The 14,597-nt window shown below is 36.3% G+C and carries 13 protein-coding genes and 1 other RNA gene; 11 read left to right on the forward strand and 3 right to left on the reverse strand.

Going from position 1 to position 14,597, the window contains the following annotated elements; all coding sequences use genetic code 11:
* The first annotated feature begins 49 nt into the window (after window positions 1-49).
* The 6 genes from dnaA (at window position 50) to SULBA_RS00030 (ending at window position 7,934) form a co-directional block, all read left to right on the forward strand.
* Complete coding sequence (gene dnaA, locus SULBA_RS00005) at window positions 50-1,378, forward strand: chromosomal replication initiator protein DnaA (protein WP_014768224.1); 1,329 nt, start codon at window positions 50-52, stop codon at window positions 1,376-1,378.
* 156 nt (window positions 1,379-1,534) lie between these two features.
* On the forward strand, window positions 1,535-2,602 hold the full coding sequence (gene dnaN / locus SULBA_RS00010) for a DNA polymerase III subunit beta (RefSeq protein ID WP_014768225.1): 1,068 nt from the start codon (window positions 1,535-1,537) through the stop codon (window positions 2,600-2,602).
* A gap of 20 nt (window positions 2,603-2,622) precedes the next feature.
* On the forward strand, window positions 2,623-4,935 hold the full coding sequence (gene gyrB / locus SULBA_RS00015; RefSeq protein ID WP_014768226.1) for a DNA topoisomerase (ATP-hydrolyzing) subunit B: 2,313 nt from the start codon (window positions 2,623-2,625) through the stop codon (window positions 4,933-4,935).
* On the forward strand, window positions 4,935-6,347 hold the full coding sequence (locus SULBA_RS00020; RefSeq protein ID WP_014768227.1) for an EAL domain-containing protein: 1,413 nt from the start codon (window positions 4,935-4,937) through the stop codon (window positions 6,345-6,347). The genes gyrB and SULBA_RS00020 overlap by 1 nt, the downstream gene beginning before the upstream one ends.
* Window positions 6,334-6,729: a preQ(1) synthase gene (gene queF, locus SULBA_RS00025; protein ID WP_014768228.1), complete on the forward strand. Its 396-nt coding sequence runs from the start codon at window positions 6,334-6,336 to the stop codon at window positions 6,727-6,729. Before SULBA_RS00020 ends, queF begins: the two co-directional genes overlap by 14 nt.
* A complete protein-coding gene (locus SULBA_RS00030) occupies window positions 6,723-7,934 on the forward strand; it encodes an HD domain-containing protein (RefSeq protein ID WP_014768229.1) in 1,212 nt (403 codons plus the stop codon). Before queF ends, SULBA_RS00030 begins: the two co-directional genes overlap by 7 nt.
* A 99-nt stretch (window positions 7,935-8,033) precedes the next feature.
* On the opposite strand, the gene ffs is transcribed toward SULBA_RS00030, so the two are convergent.
* Window positions 8,034-8,131: signal recognition particle sRNA small type (gene ffs / locus SULBA_RS12835), an RNA gene on the reverse strand.
* A 51-nt stretch (window positions 8,132-8,182) separates the two neighbouring features.
* On the opposite strand from ffs, the gene SULBA_RS00035 reads away from it, so the two are divergent.
* The 5 genes from SULBA_RS00035 to proX all read left to right on the forward strand — a co-directional run bounded on the left by SULBA_RS00035 (window position 8,183) and on the right by proX (window position 13,234).
* Window positions 8,183-8,857 (forward strand): uracil-DNA glycosylase, encoded by a 675-nt coding sequence (locus SULBA_RS00035; protein WP_014768230.1) that lies wholly within the window; start codon window positions 8,183-8,185, stop codon window positions 8,855-8,857.
* Window positions 8,845-9,795 carry an A/G-specific adenine glycosylase gene (gene mutY / locus SULBA_RS00040; protein WP_425353007.1) on the forward strand — a complete coding sequence of 317 codons (951 nt, stop codon included), beginning with the start codon at window positions 8,845-8,847 and terminating at the stop codon, window positions 9,793-9,795. The genes SULBA_RS00035 and mutY overlap by 13 nt, the downstream gene beginning before the upstream one ends.
* Window positions 9,796-10,016: 221 nt before the next feature.
* On the forward strand, window positions 10,017-11,219 hold the full coding sequence (gene proV / locus SULBA_RS00045; RefSeq protein ID WP_014768232.1) for a glycine betaine/L-proline ABC transporter ATP-binding protein ProV: 1,203 nt from the start codon (window positions 10,017-10,019) through the stop codon (window positions 11,217-11,219).
* The gene (gene proW / locus SULBA_RS00050; RefSeq protein WP_014768233.1) at window positions 11,212-12,243 is read left to right on the forward strand and encodes a glycine betaine/L-proline ABC transporter permease ProW; all 1,032 of its coding nucleotides are present in this window, start codon (window positions 11,212-11,214) and stop codon (window positions 12,241-12,243) included. Before proV ends, proW begins: the two co-directional genes overlap by 8 nt.
* Window positions 12,227-13,234, forward strand: a complete 1,008-nt coding sequence (proX, locus tag SULBA_RS00055) for a glycine betaine/L-proline ABC transporter substrate-binding protein ProX (protein WP_014768234.1) — start codon at window positions 12,227-12,229, stop codon at window positions 13,232-13,234. Before proW ends, proX begins: the two co-directional genes overlap by 17 nt.
* Before the next feature lie 22 nt (window positions 13,235-13,256).
* On the opposite strand, the gene SULBA_RS12900 is transcribed toward proX, so the two are convergent.
* Window positions 13,257-13,397 (reverse strand): hypothetical protein, encoded by a 141-nt coding sequence (locus SULBA_RS12900; RefSeq protein WP_156790502.1) that lies wholly within the window; start codon window positions 13,395-13,397, stop codon window positions 13,257-13,259.
* 52 nt (window positions 13,398-13,449) lie between these two features.
* Entirely contained in the window at window positions 13,450-14,442 is a 993-nt protein-coding gene (locus tag SULBA_RS00060) for a multidrug effflux MFS transporter (protein WP_041671726.1), read from the reverse strand.
* Window positions 14,443-14,597 lie beyond the last annotated feature (155 nt).

A 14,597-nucleotide genomic window follows, 5' to 3' on the forward strand; every position in this document is an offset into this window, starting at 1 on the left:
AACTTATTCACAGGTTATTCACAGGGTGAAACTTTTTTAAGGAGTCTGTTTGTTAGCTGATACTGTCATAGAACTTTTAAAAGAAGAGATCTCTTCTTTAGAATATGATCGCTATATTAAACAACTCAAATTCAACGAAAAGACTTCTAATTCTGACCAAATGATTTTTATTGCCCCTAATATTTTAATTGCCAATTGGGTAAAAACAAAATATGCCGATAAAATGGCGCATCTCTTTGAACTCAAAACAGGTAAAAAACCAGAAGTAAAAATTATTTTAAAAGAACATCTCAAAAGTACAAAATCTAAAACAAATGTTTCTACTGAAATCCTTGAATCCATTAAAAGCACAAAAAACACCATTTTAAATCCTTCCTATACGTTTAATAGCTTTGTTGTGGGAAGCTCAAACCAGTATGCCTATACCGCTGCAAAATCGGTGGCTGAAAAACCAGGGGTTATGTACAACCCTGTGTTTATTTATGGACCTACAGGGCTTGGAAAAACACACCTCATTCATGCCATTGGCAATCATGTCCAAAGCAAAGGCAAAATTGTTATTTATGCCACCATTGAGCAATTTATGAACGATTTTACCTACAATCTACGCAATCAATCCATGGAAAGATTTCGAGAAAAATACCGAAGCTGTGATGTTTTACTCATTGATGATACTCAATTTTTATCCAATAAAATTCAAACACAAGAAGAGTTTTTTCACACCTTTAATGAGCTTCATTCTGCGGGTAAACAAATTGTTCTTACCTCTGATAAACCGCCTAAAATGATTAACGGCTTAGAAGAGCGTCTTAAGAGCCGTTTTGAGTGGGGATTGATTGCAGATGTAGGTTTACCTGAGTTAGAGACAAAAATAGCCATTATTAAAAAGAAGTGTGAACTTGATGGTATTAATTTAAACAGTGATATTGTAAATTATATTGCTTCAAATATGGGTGATAATATTCGAGAAATTGAAAGTGCTATTATTAACCTCAATGCCTATGCCTTACTTATGCGTCAAGAAATCACCTTAGATTTTGCTAAAAATGTTATGCGTGAACAAATTAAGGAGCGAAGAGAAAATATAAGCCTTGAAGATATTATTCAAATCATTGCCAAAGATTTAAATATAAAACCCAGTGAAATTAAATCCACCAAGCGCAGTAAAAATATTGTTGAAGCAAGGCGCATTGGTATTTATTTGGCTCGAACACTCACACCCAATTCCATGCCTTCTTTAGCATCTTATTTTGGTATGAAAGATCATACCGCTGTATCGCATAATATTAAAAAAATTAATGAACTTATTGAAACCAATGAAAGCTTTAAACTCAAAGTAGAAGATCTAAAAAATAAAATTTTAACCAAAGAAAAATAAAAAGTTTTGATAAAAAATGTGACGAGATGTGAAAAAACCCTTGCCTTTTTTTCACACGAGTTCCCCCTAGTTTTAGCTATAATGTTGATGTTTTCACAATTTCAACTCAAGCTACTACTTCAACTATTTTTAATTAAATAACAAAAAGGAGACTCCATGAAAGTTTCGATAAAAAAAAGTGTTTTAGAAACCATGTTATTAAACATTCAACCTTATCTTGAAAAAAAAGATTTAAGTCAAATAACATCGCATGTTTTTCTAGCCACAGAAGATCAACATTTTGTACTTAAAGCAACGGATTATGAGATAGGTCTTACCTACCATACACCTGAGGTTAAAATCGCCTCTTTTGGAGATGCAACTGCTAATGGTAAAAAACTTTTAGATATTATCAAAAGTTTAAAAGATGATGAGATTATTTTAGAAACCATCAATGAATATCTTTACATTAAACAAAACAGTTCTAAATTTAAACTTCCTATGTTAAATCCTAGTGATTTTCCACTTTTTCCAAGCATTGAAGCTAAGCCAAAATTTAACATTAACAGTACAACATTGGTTCGCTCTATTAAAAAAATTGCTCCAGCCATTGATAGCAATAATCCAAAGTTTGAACTTAATGGTTCACTCATTGATATTAAAGATAATGCCATTCATCTTGTAGCAACGGATACAAAACGTTTAGCAATCGTTAGTATTCAACAAGAGATAGAAAATAATTTTTCATTTATTATTCCTAAAAAAGCAATCAGTGAAATTCAAAAACTCTTTTTTGATGATATTGAAATTTTCTACGATGAAAATACACTACTTGCACAATCCAGCCATTTTACGTTTTACACAAAACTTATTAATGGAAAATTTCCTGATTACAACCGTATTATTCCAAAAAACAAAAATTACAAAATTTTACTTGCACGTGAATCTATGATTGAATCTATCAAACAAATCGCCATTATCTCTCCTGAGATAAAAATCACCTTTAAACCAGAAAAAATAATTTTTGAAAGTTTAAATGATGATAACATTGAAGCAAAAACAGAGATAGATTTTAATACACAGCTTAATGAAGATATTTACTTAGCGGTTAATAGTCGTTATATTTTAGATTTTTTATCTAATATTGAAAACAGCAACTTTACCTTAGGTTTTAATGACAGTGGTTTGCCTTTCACCCTAGAGAGTGAAAATTTTATGACTATTATTATGCCTATTATGATATAAAAACAAAAAGCGGAGAAATTATGAGCAATTACGGTGCGGACAATATTAAAGTTTTAAAAGGCCTTGAAGCAGTTAGAAAACGACCAGGTATGTATATTGGTGATACCAATATTAATGGTTTACATCACTTAATTTACGAAGTGGTTGATAACTCCATTGATGAATCAATGGCAGGGTATTGTGATTTAATAAAAGTAGAACTCACTCGTGAGGGCTCATGTATTGTCACAGATAACGGGCGAGGTATTCCTGTGGGTTGGCATGAGGGTGAAAATATGTCAGCAGCTACGGTTGTTTTAACCGTACTTCATGCAGGTGGAAAGTTTGATAAAGATACCTATAAAGTTTCAGGTGGTTTGCACGGTGTAGGTGTTTCGGTTGTAAACGCACTTTCTTCAAAACTCGTTGCAACCATTAAACGAGAGGGAAATGAACATCGTCAAGAGTTTGCGTGTGGTATCCCTCAAACGCCTCTGGATGTGGTTAAAACAACCAATCGCACAGGAACAACCATTGAATTTTGGCCAGATGGTAGCATCTTTGAAACCACTGACTTTCAATTTGAAATTTTAGCGACACGTTTTCGTGAATTAGCTTATCTTAATCCAAAAATAACCATTGAGCTTAAAGATCAAAGAGATGGTAGGGCTGAAGTGTACCACTTTGAGGGTGGTATTAAACAGTTTGTATTAGACCTTAATAAAAAAGAAAAAGTAGCTGAAGCGGTTCATTACACAGCCAGTGTTGAAGATGTGGAAGTTGATGTTGCCATGATGTATAACTCAACCTACAGTGAAATTTTTTATTCGTTTGTCAATAACATCAAAACCATTGATGGTGGAACCCATGAGAGTGGCTTTCGTGCGGGTTTAACTCGTGCTATTACCAGTTATGTATCTTTAAATGCAGGGGTACGTGAAAAGGATGTTAAAATTACAGGCGATGATGTCCGTGAGGGGTTAATTGCCATTGTCTCAGTTAAAGTGCCTGAACCTCAATTTGAGGGTCAAACCAAAGGAAAATTGGGTAGTTCTTATGTAAAACCAATCGTTCAAAAATTGGTGTATGAACAACTGGTTAAATACTTTGAAGAAAACCCCATTGAAGCTAAAGCTATTATGAACAAAGCTCTTGCTGCAGCACGTGGTAGAGAAGCTGCTAAAAATGCAAGAGATTTAACCAGACGTAAAGATGCCATGAGCATTGGAACGCTTCCTGGAAAACTTGCTGATTGTCAAAGTAAAGACCCATCTATTTGTGAACTCTATCTTGTAGAGGGCGATAGTGCGGGCGGTTCTGCTAAACAAGGACGTGATAGGGTTTTTCAAGCGATTTTGCCACTCAAAGGTAAAATTCTCAATGTTGAAAAAAGCCGTTTAGATAAGATTCTAAAATCAGACGAAATTAAAAACATGATCACAGCACTTGGATGCGGCATTGGAGATGAGTTTAATGAAGAAAAACTTCGTTACCATAAACTTATCATCATGACCGATGCGGACGTTGATGGTAGCCATATTCAAACCCTTCTTTTAACCTTTTTATTCCGCTTCTTACGCCCTATTGTGGACAATGGATATGTTTATTTAGCACAACCACCACTTTACCGTTATAAAAAAGGTAAAAAAGAGATTTATCTTAAAGATGATACAGAAATGAACACTTTTTTAATTGAATCAGGTATGGATAGTATTGATATTGCAGGGGTTGGGACGAATGATTTGGTTGATTTCTTTAAAATCATTTCTGCGTATCGTGGCATTTTAAAAGAGCTTGAAAAACGCTTTTCAATGATTGAAGTGATTCGCTATTTGATTGAAAATCCTGATTTAATTGCGCTACCTTCTGATAAATTATTTGCAGAGATTGAGGGTTTTGTTAAAAAAATGGGTTATAATATTTTAAACCATTATATTAATGATGAGAGTATTCATCTGTTTATTCAAACCAATGATGGTTTAGAAGAACTTCTTTTAGATGAAACATTTTATACCAATCCACTCTATGAAGAAGCACGTTATATTTACACAAAAATACAAGAGAGAGATTTTGACGTTTTTGACGGACGTGATCCTGTGATTGTGTTGGATGAAATTGAAAAAAGTGCTAAAAAAGGTGCGTATATTCAACGTTACAAAGGTTTGGGTGAGATGAACCCTGAACAGCTTTGGGAAACCACGATGAATCCTGAAAACAGACGATTGTTGCAAGTTAAAGTGGATGATGCGCAGGCTGCTAGTGACACCTTTACCCTCTTTATGGGCGATGAAGTAGAACCTCGCCGTCAATACATTCAAGACCACGCCAAAGATGTAAAACACTTGGACGTTTAATGCTCTATTCTGAGAAAAAAGAGAGAGAAAATCGATTTGTTATTGCTCTTAAAATCGCTTTTCCTCTTTTGCTTCTCATCGCTATTTTTTTTTATGCGTTTTCACTTTTCCCTGACACATCTTTAAATCTATTTTTACTCATTATATTTATTCCTATTTATGTCTATTACACGGTTTATCTCATTTATCATAGCTTTCAAACAAGCCTGATTGATTCTGTGACAAAAACATTTACATGTAATGAAATTCTCTCAAAAATAAAAAAAGTAAAAAATAAAAAAAGCATGATTATTCTTTTACATGTAAACAATTTGGAAGATATTAATGAACGTTATGGAATTATAAACGGCAATAGCGTTTTACAAGAGCTCATGAAAGAGTTAGCACTTTTTTTGGAAGAACACCATTTTAAAAACACACCCATAGGTCGTTACAACCACAATACATTTTTACTCATTTTAGATGCCTCTTTGGAAGAACTAAACCATCTTTTAACCATTTTTACAAAACGTATTCAAACAAAAGGCTTACACAACATTGAAGTCATTCTCTCTTTTTCATCACTTGAAGCGCATTATGATACCAATCCCTCTCACACGATAGAGCGACTTTTTATGTTGATAGATAAATCACAAACAAATGAAAAGGCCCTTCCAGATATTCAATTAAATACCTTTAAAAAGAGCCTGAACAGTGCTTTTTTAAACGATGGTATTTTATTTAAGTATCAACCCTCTTTACATGTAAAAGAGCAAAAAATAGCCCTTGTGGAGGTTTTAACACGTATTTATACCGATGCACACGGACTGTTTACAAAACAACACATTCAACCAATAATTAATCGTATGGGCTTAGAAAGAGCCTTAGATAAAATGATTTTTACAGCCTTAGCAGAAAAAATTAAGCCTTTGCTTCAACAAAAATTGTTTATTAGCATCGAAATTTCACCCGTAACACTTCGAAATAGTAAATTTAAACACCACCTTGTCTCGTTATTTAAAGAAAAAAACCTTGACCCTCACTCTTTTATTCTTGAAATTGTTGAAGAAAAAAGTTATGAACAGATGCATCGCTTTAAAGAAATTATTGAGAGCTATAAAGAAATGGGGTTTAAAATAGCATTGGGAAATTTTGGAGGCAATAACTGTGGCTTTGAATACCTCAAATGTTTACCCATTGATTTGATTAAATTTGACATTGAATTTACCAAAAAAATTGAAGATGTGAAGTATCAAAAACTTTTAAAATCTTACATTGACCTTGCCAAAACGCTTCAGGTGCAAAGTATGGTAAAATTCGTGGACAAAGAGAGTACATTGGCACTTATTCAAGCCTGTGAGCCTGATTTTATTCAAGGCTTTTGTATCTCAAAACCAAAAAGTATAAAGGAATTGAGTGATGAAATACGGTGAACAAATTATTAAAGAGTTTGATGTTGAAAAAGATTTGGAAATTTGGCCCAACCAGCATAAAAAAAATTATGTGATTAAGCTTATATTGCCTGAGTTTTGTTGTTTATGTCCACGCAGTGGCTATCCTGATTTTGCGACAATTTATATTGATTATATTCCTAATGAACTCGTTGTAGAGCTTAAAGCCATCAAACTCTACATCAACAGTTTTATGAATCGCAACATCAGCCATGAAAATTCAGCCAATGAAATTTATGACCTTTTGGATTCTAAACTCAAACCAAAATGGCTCAAAGTGGTAGCAGATTTTAACCCACGAGGCAACGTGCATACGGTGATTGAGATTGATTCAAAATTGGTTCGAAACGAAACGTCATGTTAAACCCAAAACTTATTGAGCAGTTCTTTGGAGCTGCTTCCATTCAGCGTTGGAATGATTATCCACGCATGGTGGAGTTGGTGGAGCTTGATAAACAAGCACACAAGTTCATCATCGCTTATTTTATTGCTAGAATGGAGCCTGAGGGCAGTGTCAATATGCGCTCCTTAATTGAAGCAGGCATTTTTGAATTTTTACGCCGTGTGGTGGTGACGGACATTCGCCCCGATGTGTTTCGAAAAGCGCTTCAAAAAAAAGAGAAAGAGATTAATTCGTGGGTGCTTTCACAACTCTATGATTCACTCAGTGAAATTGAAGAGGGCGCTTTTTGCAAGCGTTTTGAGGCTTATATTAACGATAGTTCTATGTATAAAAAAGAGCGTTTTATCCTCAAAGCGGCTTCGTACATGGCAACACGTTGGGAGTTTTCTATTGTCTATCAAACGAGTCAGTTTTTAAGCAACATTGACCGTGTGAAAGAAGCGGTGGAAGAAGAGATTGAAGATTATTACGAGCTGATTAGTGTTCGTAAAATGGCGATGAATAAAAAAATCTCTAAAATTATTGATTTGAGCGGACGACTTCGTTTTCAAAAGCGTTGGGCGCAAACGCCTCGTATTCCTGAGACTTCCGTGCTTGGGCACATGCTGATTGTCGCCATTTTAGGTTATTTTTACTCTCTTTTTTCCAAAGCGTGTGATGGGCGATTGGTCAATAACTTCTTTTGCGCTCTTTTTCACGACTTTCCTGAAGCACTCACACGTGACATCATCTCCCCTGTTAAGTATTCGGTGAGTGGGTTGGATGATATTATCAGTGAATTTGAAATTAAGATGATTGAAGAAGAGATATTGCCATACCTTCCTGAGGGGCTTGTTAAAGAGTTTAAGTACCTGCTTGGACTTTACGGGGATAATCAAAAAAATGAGTTTTTAAACCGCATTAATGAGCATGAAATTGTGGTCGTGGAAGATGTAAGCGCCTACAATGAAGATAAATTTAATGCCATTGATGGAAAAGCCTTGAAAAATTGCGATAATTTAGCAGCATTTATTGAAGCGACCCTTTCTATTTCGCATGGGGTGAAGTCTAAAGAGCTCATTCAAGGCAAAGAACATATTTTAAAGAAGCTCAAAGAAAAAGGGCAAATGGGAAAAGCTGATTTTTACAAATTAGCGTTGGAGTTAGAAGAATATTTTGGAGTATAGAGTAAGTTCTGCCTCGTATGAGGCTAGCTTCAGTGCCTAGTGCAACGTAGCTTTTTTGGCTTTGCTAAAGAAGCGTGTAAAAATAGTTTTTGTAAAAACCCTCTTCCAGATGACTGCGGCACACACCTAATAAAAGTGCTCTGCTGTGTTCCCACCCTGAAGCGATGCTCTTAAAAGACATTGCACAGGTCTAGAAGAAGGCGAAGCGTATTTTACCCAAAAATGCTTAAAGAAAATAGAGGATGTTTATGATAGACCCAAAAATTGAAGAGAGTTGGAAAAAAGTTCTGTTGGAAGAGTTTCAAAAACCCTATTTTGAAACGCTGAAAACTTTTTTAGTGGAAGAAAAAAAATCACATACAATTTATCCCAGCGGGGCGAATATCTTTGCAGCGTTTAATCATACTCCTTTTGAAAACGTTGAAGTGGTTATTTTAGGGCAAGACCCCTATCATGGTGCAGGGCAAGCACATGGGCTTTCATTTTCGGTGCAAGAAGGGGTACCTCATCCACCCTCGTTGCAAAATATTTTTAAAGAGTTACGGGATGATTTGGGGTGTGCCATTCCCAAAAATGGTACGCTAAGCGCATGGGCAAAACAAGGTGTTTTTTTACTCAATACCGTTTTAACCGTGCGTGCAAGTGAGGCCAATTCACACCGCAATCAAGGCTGGGAAAATTTTACCGACACGGTGATTAAGCTTTTAAGCGCTCAAAAAGAGCATCTGGTTTTTATTCTTTGGGGAAGTCCAGCAGGTGCAAAAGCCAGCCTTATTGATGGTAAAAAACATCTCATTTTAAAAGCACCTCACCCCTCACCGCTCTCTTCGTACCGTGGTTTTTTTGGCTCAAAACCGTTTTCAAAAAGCAACGAATACCTTGTTTCTAAAGGTAAAAAACCGATTGAGTGGTGTTTGGCTTGAAGGTAAAAGAGGCAATTTTTCAGTGGTATCAAGAAAATGGTCGTCATGATTTACCGTGGCGACAAACCAGCGATGCCTACAAAATTTACCTCAGTGAAATCATGCTGCAACAAACGCAAGTTAAAACGGTGTTGGAGCGTTTTTACTTTCCCTTTTTAGAGCGTTTTCCCACCCTTCAAAGTGTGGCGGAAGCTCCTTTGGATGATGTTTTGAAGATGTGGGAGGGTTTGGGGTATTACACAAGGGCTAAAAATCTGCACCATACCGCCATTACATGTAAAGGTATTTTGCCTCGTAGTCCTGAAGAGTTAGGCGGACTTAAGGGCATTGGAAAAAGTACGGCACACGCCATTTGCGCCTTTGCATACCATGAGCCACTCCCCATTTTAGATGCTAATGTGAAGCGGGTTTTGTGTCGTTATTTTGCAATAAGCGTAAAGAATGAAAAAGTGCTTTGGGAAAGGGCATGGGAACTCTTACATGTAAAACACCCTTATGCGCATAACCAAGCAATGATGGACATTGGTGCGATTCTTTGCACGCCTAAAAATCCCCACTGTAATGCGTGTCCTTTGAGCTTTACATGTAAAGGTAAAAGTGCCCCTGAAAATTATCCAAAGCCCATCAAAAAAGCCAAAGTTCTTACCAAAAAACGTTTTGCTTTGGTGTGTGAGCATGAGGGGAAATTAGGGCTAATTCAGCGCCAAGAAAAGCTTTTGCATGGTCTTTGGGGATTTATGCAAGTGGACGAAGTGCCAGAGGGAATTTTTTTAGGCAAGGTAATGCACACGTACAGCCATTTTAAATTAGAATTAGAAGTCTTTAAACCCTTTTTACATGTCAAAATAAAAAACTATTTTACATGTAAGGAGATAGAAAAATTAGCCCTTTCCACAGTCGATAAAAAAATCCTAAAGCTATTAAATTTAAAAAAATAACCTTTTATGTTACTTTTTTACTCAAAAAACTATTTTTTTTCTTTTATGCCTTAAAACTTTCTAAACTACCGCCCTACAGTACCTCACACGCTTTTTGTGTTTATTTAAACTTAAGACAATTTTAAGAATTTCCAAAATTTTAAGTTTCATATAAGTATTTTTTGTTAAGGTGAAAAAGAGAGAAAAATCTCTATTAACTTAATTTTACCTTAGGAGTAACAATGAAAGAGGTCAAAATTGAGCTAAAAAATGTGTATAAAATTTTTGGAAATTCACCTAAAAAAGCACTCTCACTTTTAAAAAAGGGAATGCAAAAAGAGGAAATTTTTAGGCATACAGCTCAAAGTGTAGGCGTTTGCGATGCAACATTTCAAATCTACAAAGGCGAAATTTTCGTCATTATGGGGCTTTCTGGTTCTGGAAAGTCTACTTTAGTAAGGCTTATCAATCGTTTGATTGAGCCCTCTGGTGGTGCCATTTTAATTGATGGCGAAGATATTACTACGATGAAGTCATCTTCTTTGCGTGAGGTTAGGCGCAAAAAGATGAGCATGGTGTTTCAGTCTTTTGCACTTCTTCCACATTTATCTGTTCTTGACAATGTTGCTTTTGGTTTGGAACTTGGCGGTATAAGCAAAACAGAGCGCCATGAAAAAGCCAAAGAAGCCCTGTTGCAAGTAGGACTTTTAGATTATGTAAATGTCTATCCTGACGCACTTAGTGGTGGTATGCAACAGCGTGTGGGCTTGGCACGAGCCCTTGCCAATAACCCTGATATTTTACTGATGGATGAGGCATTTTCAGCCTTAGACCCACTTATTCGCTCTGAAATGCAAGATGAACTTTTAAAATTACAAAGTGAGCAAGAACGCACCATTGTTTTTATCTCCCATGATTTGGATGAGGCGATGAAATTAGGCGATCGTATTGCTATTATGCAAGGGGGAGAGGTTGTTCAAATTGGCAGTTCAGATGAAATTTTAAAAAATCCAGCCAATGATTACGTGCGTTCTTTTTTTAAAGGCGTAAACGTTGGAGGTATTATTAGTGCCAAAGATATTGCCAGTACGCAACAAGTAACTATCATTCAAAAAGATGGGCAAGGCACACTGATGGCACTGCAAATTTTAAGAGAGCATGATCGAAATTTTGGTTACATCGTCGATAGAAAAAAACGTTTTTTAGGTATTGTCTCGGTTGATAGCCTTCGAGAAAAACCCAAACGTGACAGCATTGATGTAGCATTTTTAAAAGAGACGCCCGTCATAGAAGCGGATGCATGTTTAAATGATATTGTAGGGATTGTTGCAAATACGCCCTACTCTGTGCCTGTGGTTGATGAAAATCAAAAATATTTAGGGGCTATTTCGAAGGCGAGCCTTTTAAAGGCACTCGATTATCAATGGGAGGATGAACATGAATAAGACATCAAATCCATGGGGAAGTGCTGAAGTGGTGGCAAAAGAGCAAAGTTGGCTTGAGCATTCACAAGAGATAGTAGAACAAAATCATTTTGATTGGCTCAATCCCTTTGATGAGACGATAATTCCACTTGAGCGCTATGTTGAATTGGGTGTGGCGTGGGTTGTGGAACATTGTCGTGAATTTTTTCAAATGATTCGCATGCCTATTGATACCGTTCTTAGTAGCATTGAAAACTTTTTTCAGAGCATTCCTGCTTCCATTTTTCTGATTTGTTTTACATTACTTGCATGGCAGTTGGCAGGGCGAAAAATTGCACTGGGAAGTTTTATTTCACTGGCAATCATTGGGTTAATTGGAGCATGGAGTGAGACAATGGTGACCCTATCACTGGTTTTTACTTCTTTATTTTTTTGTTTGATTATGGGAATTCCCTTAGGTATTTGGATGTCTCGTAATGAGGGTTTTGCTTTGGTGATGCGTCCTATTTTAGATGCCATGCAAACCACACCTGCTTTTGTCTATTTGGTTCCTGTGGTGATGCTTTTTGGAATTGGAAATGTTCCTGGTGTTGTGGTGACCATTATCTTTGCTTTACCTCCATTAATTCGTCTTACCAACTTAGGAATCAGACAGGTACCTAAAGATTTAATTGAAGTGTCACAAAGCTTTGGAGCCACCCCTTGGCAAATGCTTCTTAAAGTACAACTTCCTGTGGCAATGCCCACCATTATGGCAGGGATTAATCAAGCGTTGATGCTCTCCATTTCTATGGTGGTGATTGCTTCGATGATAGCAGTAGGTGGCTTAGGTCAGATGGTGCTTCGAGGCATTGGAAGGCTTGATATGGGCTTAGCCGTTGTAGGAGGTGTGGGCATTGTCCTTTTAGCAGTGGTTTTGGATCGCATCACACAATCTTTGGGTGAAAAAAATGTGCATTCCCACCTTCATTGGTTTGAAAAGGGTCCTATTGGGCTGGTGTATTCTATCTTAAAACAAAGGAGAAATTATGAACCAAAAGTTTAAACAGATACTCATAGGAGCAATGTGTTTTGTGGCATTGGGCGGCAGTAGTTTTGCCAATGAACTTCCTGGAAAAGGAATTAAAGTGCATCCTATGCAAAGCTCTATCGCTGAGGAGCGTTTTCAAACGGTTATTATCAACGAAGCTTTAAAAGCGTTAGGGTATGACGTGATGCCTATTGATGAAGTAGCGTATGCTGTTGCTTATCAAACCATCGCACAAAATAAGTCTTCTAAAGATATTTATTTTACCGCAGTCAACTGGACACCACTTCATGATGCAATGTTTGAAAAAGTGGGTGGTGAGAAGACGATGTACCGTAAAGGTGTTTTTGTAGAAGGGTGTGCACAAGGGTATTTAATTGATAAAAAGACAGCACAAAAATACAATATAAAATACATCAATGATTTAAAAGACCCCAAAATTGCAAAACTGTTTGACAGCAATGGCGATGGTAAAGCCGATTTGGCGGGATGTAATCCTGGTTGGGGATGTGAAAAAGTGATTGAGCATCAACTGGATGCCTTTGGTCTTAGAGGAAACATTACCCACAATCAAGGGGAGTATTCAGCCATTATGGCAGAAACCATGACACGCTATAAAGAAGGAAAGCCTATTTTATACTACACGTGGACACCGTACTGGGTGAGTGGGATTTTAGTGCCAAATAAAGACACCGTATGGCTTCAGGTTACACACTCTGCGCATCCTATTACGAAAGATACTGCATTAGCCAATGGTCAAAATTACGGATTTAATGTGAATGCCATGAAAATTGTTGCTAATGGGGATGTGGTCAAATACAATCCAACTGCGGCTAAACTTTTTGAAATAGCAAAACTTGATATAAACGACATTAGTGCTCAAAACATGTTGATTAATCAAGGTGAAAAAAGTGAAAAGGCAATTGAAAATCATGCAAAAGCGTGGATAAAAGCACATCAAAAAATATTTGATGGATGGATTGAAGAGGCTAAAAAAGTCAGTCAATAAACTAAAGGGTAGCGTAAAAATTTTACGTTACCCTTCCATGATGGGGAATATACCCTCTGCTTCCTAGAAAAAGTAAAAGTACGCCACAAAGACTTACTACCATCATCACTCCTACAATAGGAAAGAGTGTGCCATCGTGAAAACTGCTCGCAACAAAACCCATTAATGCTCCCACACTGTATTGCAAAACGCCAATAATCGCATTGGCAGAAGCACTAATTGTCGGAAAAAAATTCTAAGGTTAATGCAATGGAGTTGGAAAAAATAAAGCCTAAAATGCCAATGTAAAGTCCAATAAGAGGGGCTACAACATAAATGGAGGCATTTTGAGCAGTAAAGAGCAAAATACCTAAAAGTGCTTGTACAATCATTCCAAAACGAAGCAAGGATAAAGGTTCTTTTGTTTTGACAATAGAAGCATTAAGTCGTCCAAAAAACATCATTAACGTTACATTAAGCGCAAAAATGAGAGAAAAAGAGGTGGCTTCAAGATGAAAATGTTCCATATAAATAAATGAAGACGAGGTGATAAAGGTGTACATTCCTGAGGTACATAAAATTTGTGAAACAATAAAAACCATGGCCAATTTATGACTCAAAACGGTTTTATAGTTTTGAAGAGGCGTAATTTTAGTGCGCTCTTTTTTAATGGAAGGAAAGCGAAATAAGTAAATACCTAAGGTAAAAAGGGTGTAACATCCAAGTCCAATAAAAATAGCTTCCCACTCAAAAAATTTTAAAATAAATGAACCCAATGAAGGGGCTAGAAGTGGTGCCATCAGCATAATCATAGAAATCATTGAAAAAATACGTGCACTCTCTTTTCCCTCAAATCGATCACGTACAATAGCAGAAACATTAACCGTTGCAACACCTCCACCAAAAGATTGGATGGCACGTAGTACCCAAAACATCTCAATACTGTTGGTGATAGAGAGCATAAAACTACTCAGAGCAAATACGCTTAAGCCTATAAGAATCATTGGGCGCCTACCATAAGCATCAGAAATAGGCCCTCCAAAAAGTTGTCCCATCGCCATTCCAAAAAAGAAAAGGCTAAGGCTAATTTCAACCTGAGGAATAGCACTTCGAAGGTCAAGCGCAATGGCAGGAAATGCAGGAAGGTACATATCAATTGCTAAAGGAGTAATGGCAGAAAGTGAAGCCAATGTTAAAATAATTTGGCGTTCGGTTAGTGTATGGGACATATATTTCTCATCAATAAAGGATAAATGAAATTATAGGCAATTAAGGTAAATTCGATGTAAATAAAATGAATTAAATAATTTTTTATTACCAAAGTTTTTTTGAGAACTTTATTTTTGACAAGATGATTAATTTTATAAAATATATTATATACTTT

The organism is Sulfurospirillum barnesii SES-3 (assembly GCF_000265295.1).
Taxonomy (GTDB): Bacteria; Campylobacterota; Campylobacteria; order Campylobacterales; family Sulfurospirillaceae; genus Sulfurospirillum; species Sulfurospirillum barnesii.

What these genes read in the sequence shown, in the direction of transcription:
- gyrB (WP_014768226.1), top strand. Translation starts at nt 2,623, where the DNA reads ATGAGCAATTACGGTGCGGACAATATTAAAGTTTTAAAAGGCCTTGAA.
- dnaN (WP_014768225.1), top strand. Translation starts at nt 1,535, where the DNA reads ATGAAAGTTTCGATAAAAAAAAGTGTTTTAGAAACCATGTTATTAAAC.
- SULBA_RS00035 (WP_014768230.1), top strand. Translation starts at nt 8,183, where the DNA reads ATGATAGACCCAAAAATTGAAGAGAGTTGGAAAAAAGTTCTGTTGGAA.
- proV (WP_014768232.1), top strand. Translation starts at nt 10,017, where the DNA reads ATGAAAGAGGTCAAAATTGAGCTAAAAAATGTGTATAAAATTTTTGGA.
- proW (WP_014768233.1), top strand. Translation starts at nt 11,212, where the DNA reads ATGAATAAGACATCAAATCCATGGGGAAGTGCTGAAGTGGTGGCAAAA.
- SULBA_RS00020 (WP_014768227.1), top strand. Translation starts at nt 4,935, where the DNA reads ATGCTCTATTCTGAGAAAAAAGAGAGAGAAAATCGATTTGTTATTGCT.
- SULBA_RS00030 (WP_014768229.1), top strand. Translation starts at nt 6,723, where the DNA reads ATGTTAAACCCAAAACTTATTGAGCAGTTCTTTGGAGCTGCTTCCATT.
- SULBA_RS00060 (WP_041671726.1), bottom strand. Translation starts at nt 14,442, where the DNA reads ATGTCCCATACACTAACCGAACGCCAAATTATTTTAACATTGGCTTCA.
- SULBA_RS12900 (WP_156790502.1), bottom strand. Translation starts at nt 13,397, where the DNA reads ATGGGTTTTGTTGCGAGCAGTTTTCACGATGGCACACTCTTTCCTATT.
- proX (WP_014768234.1), top strand. Translation starts at nt 12,227, where the DNA reads ATGAACCAAAAGTTTAAACAGATACTCATAGGAGCAATGTGTTTTGTG.
- queF (WP_014768228.1), top strand. Translation starts at nt 6,334, where the DNA reads ATGAAATACGGTGAACAAATTATTAAAGAGTTTGATGTTGAAAAAGAT.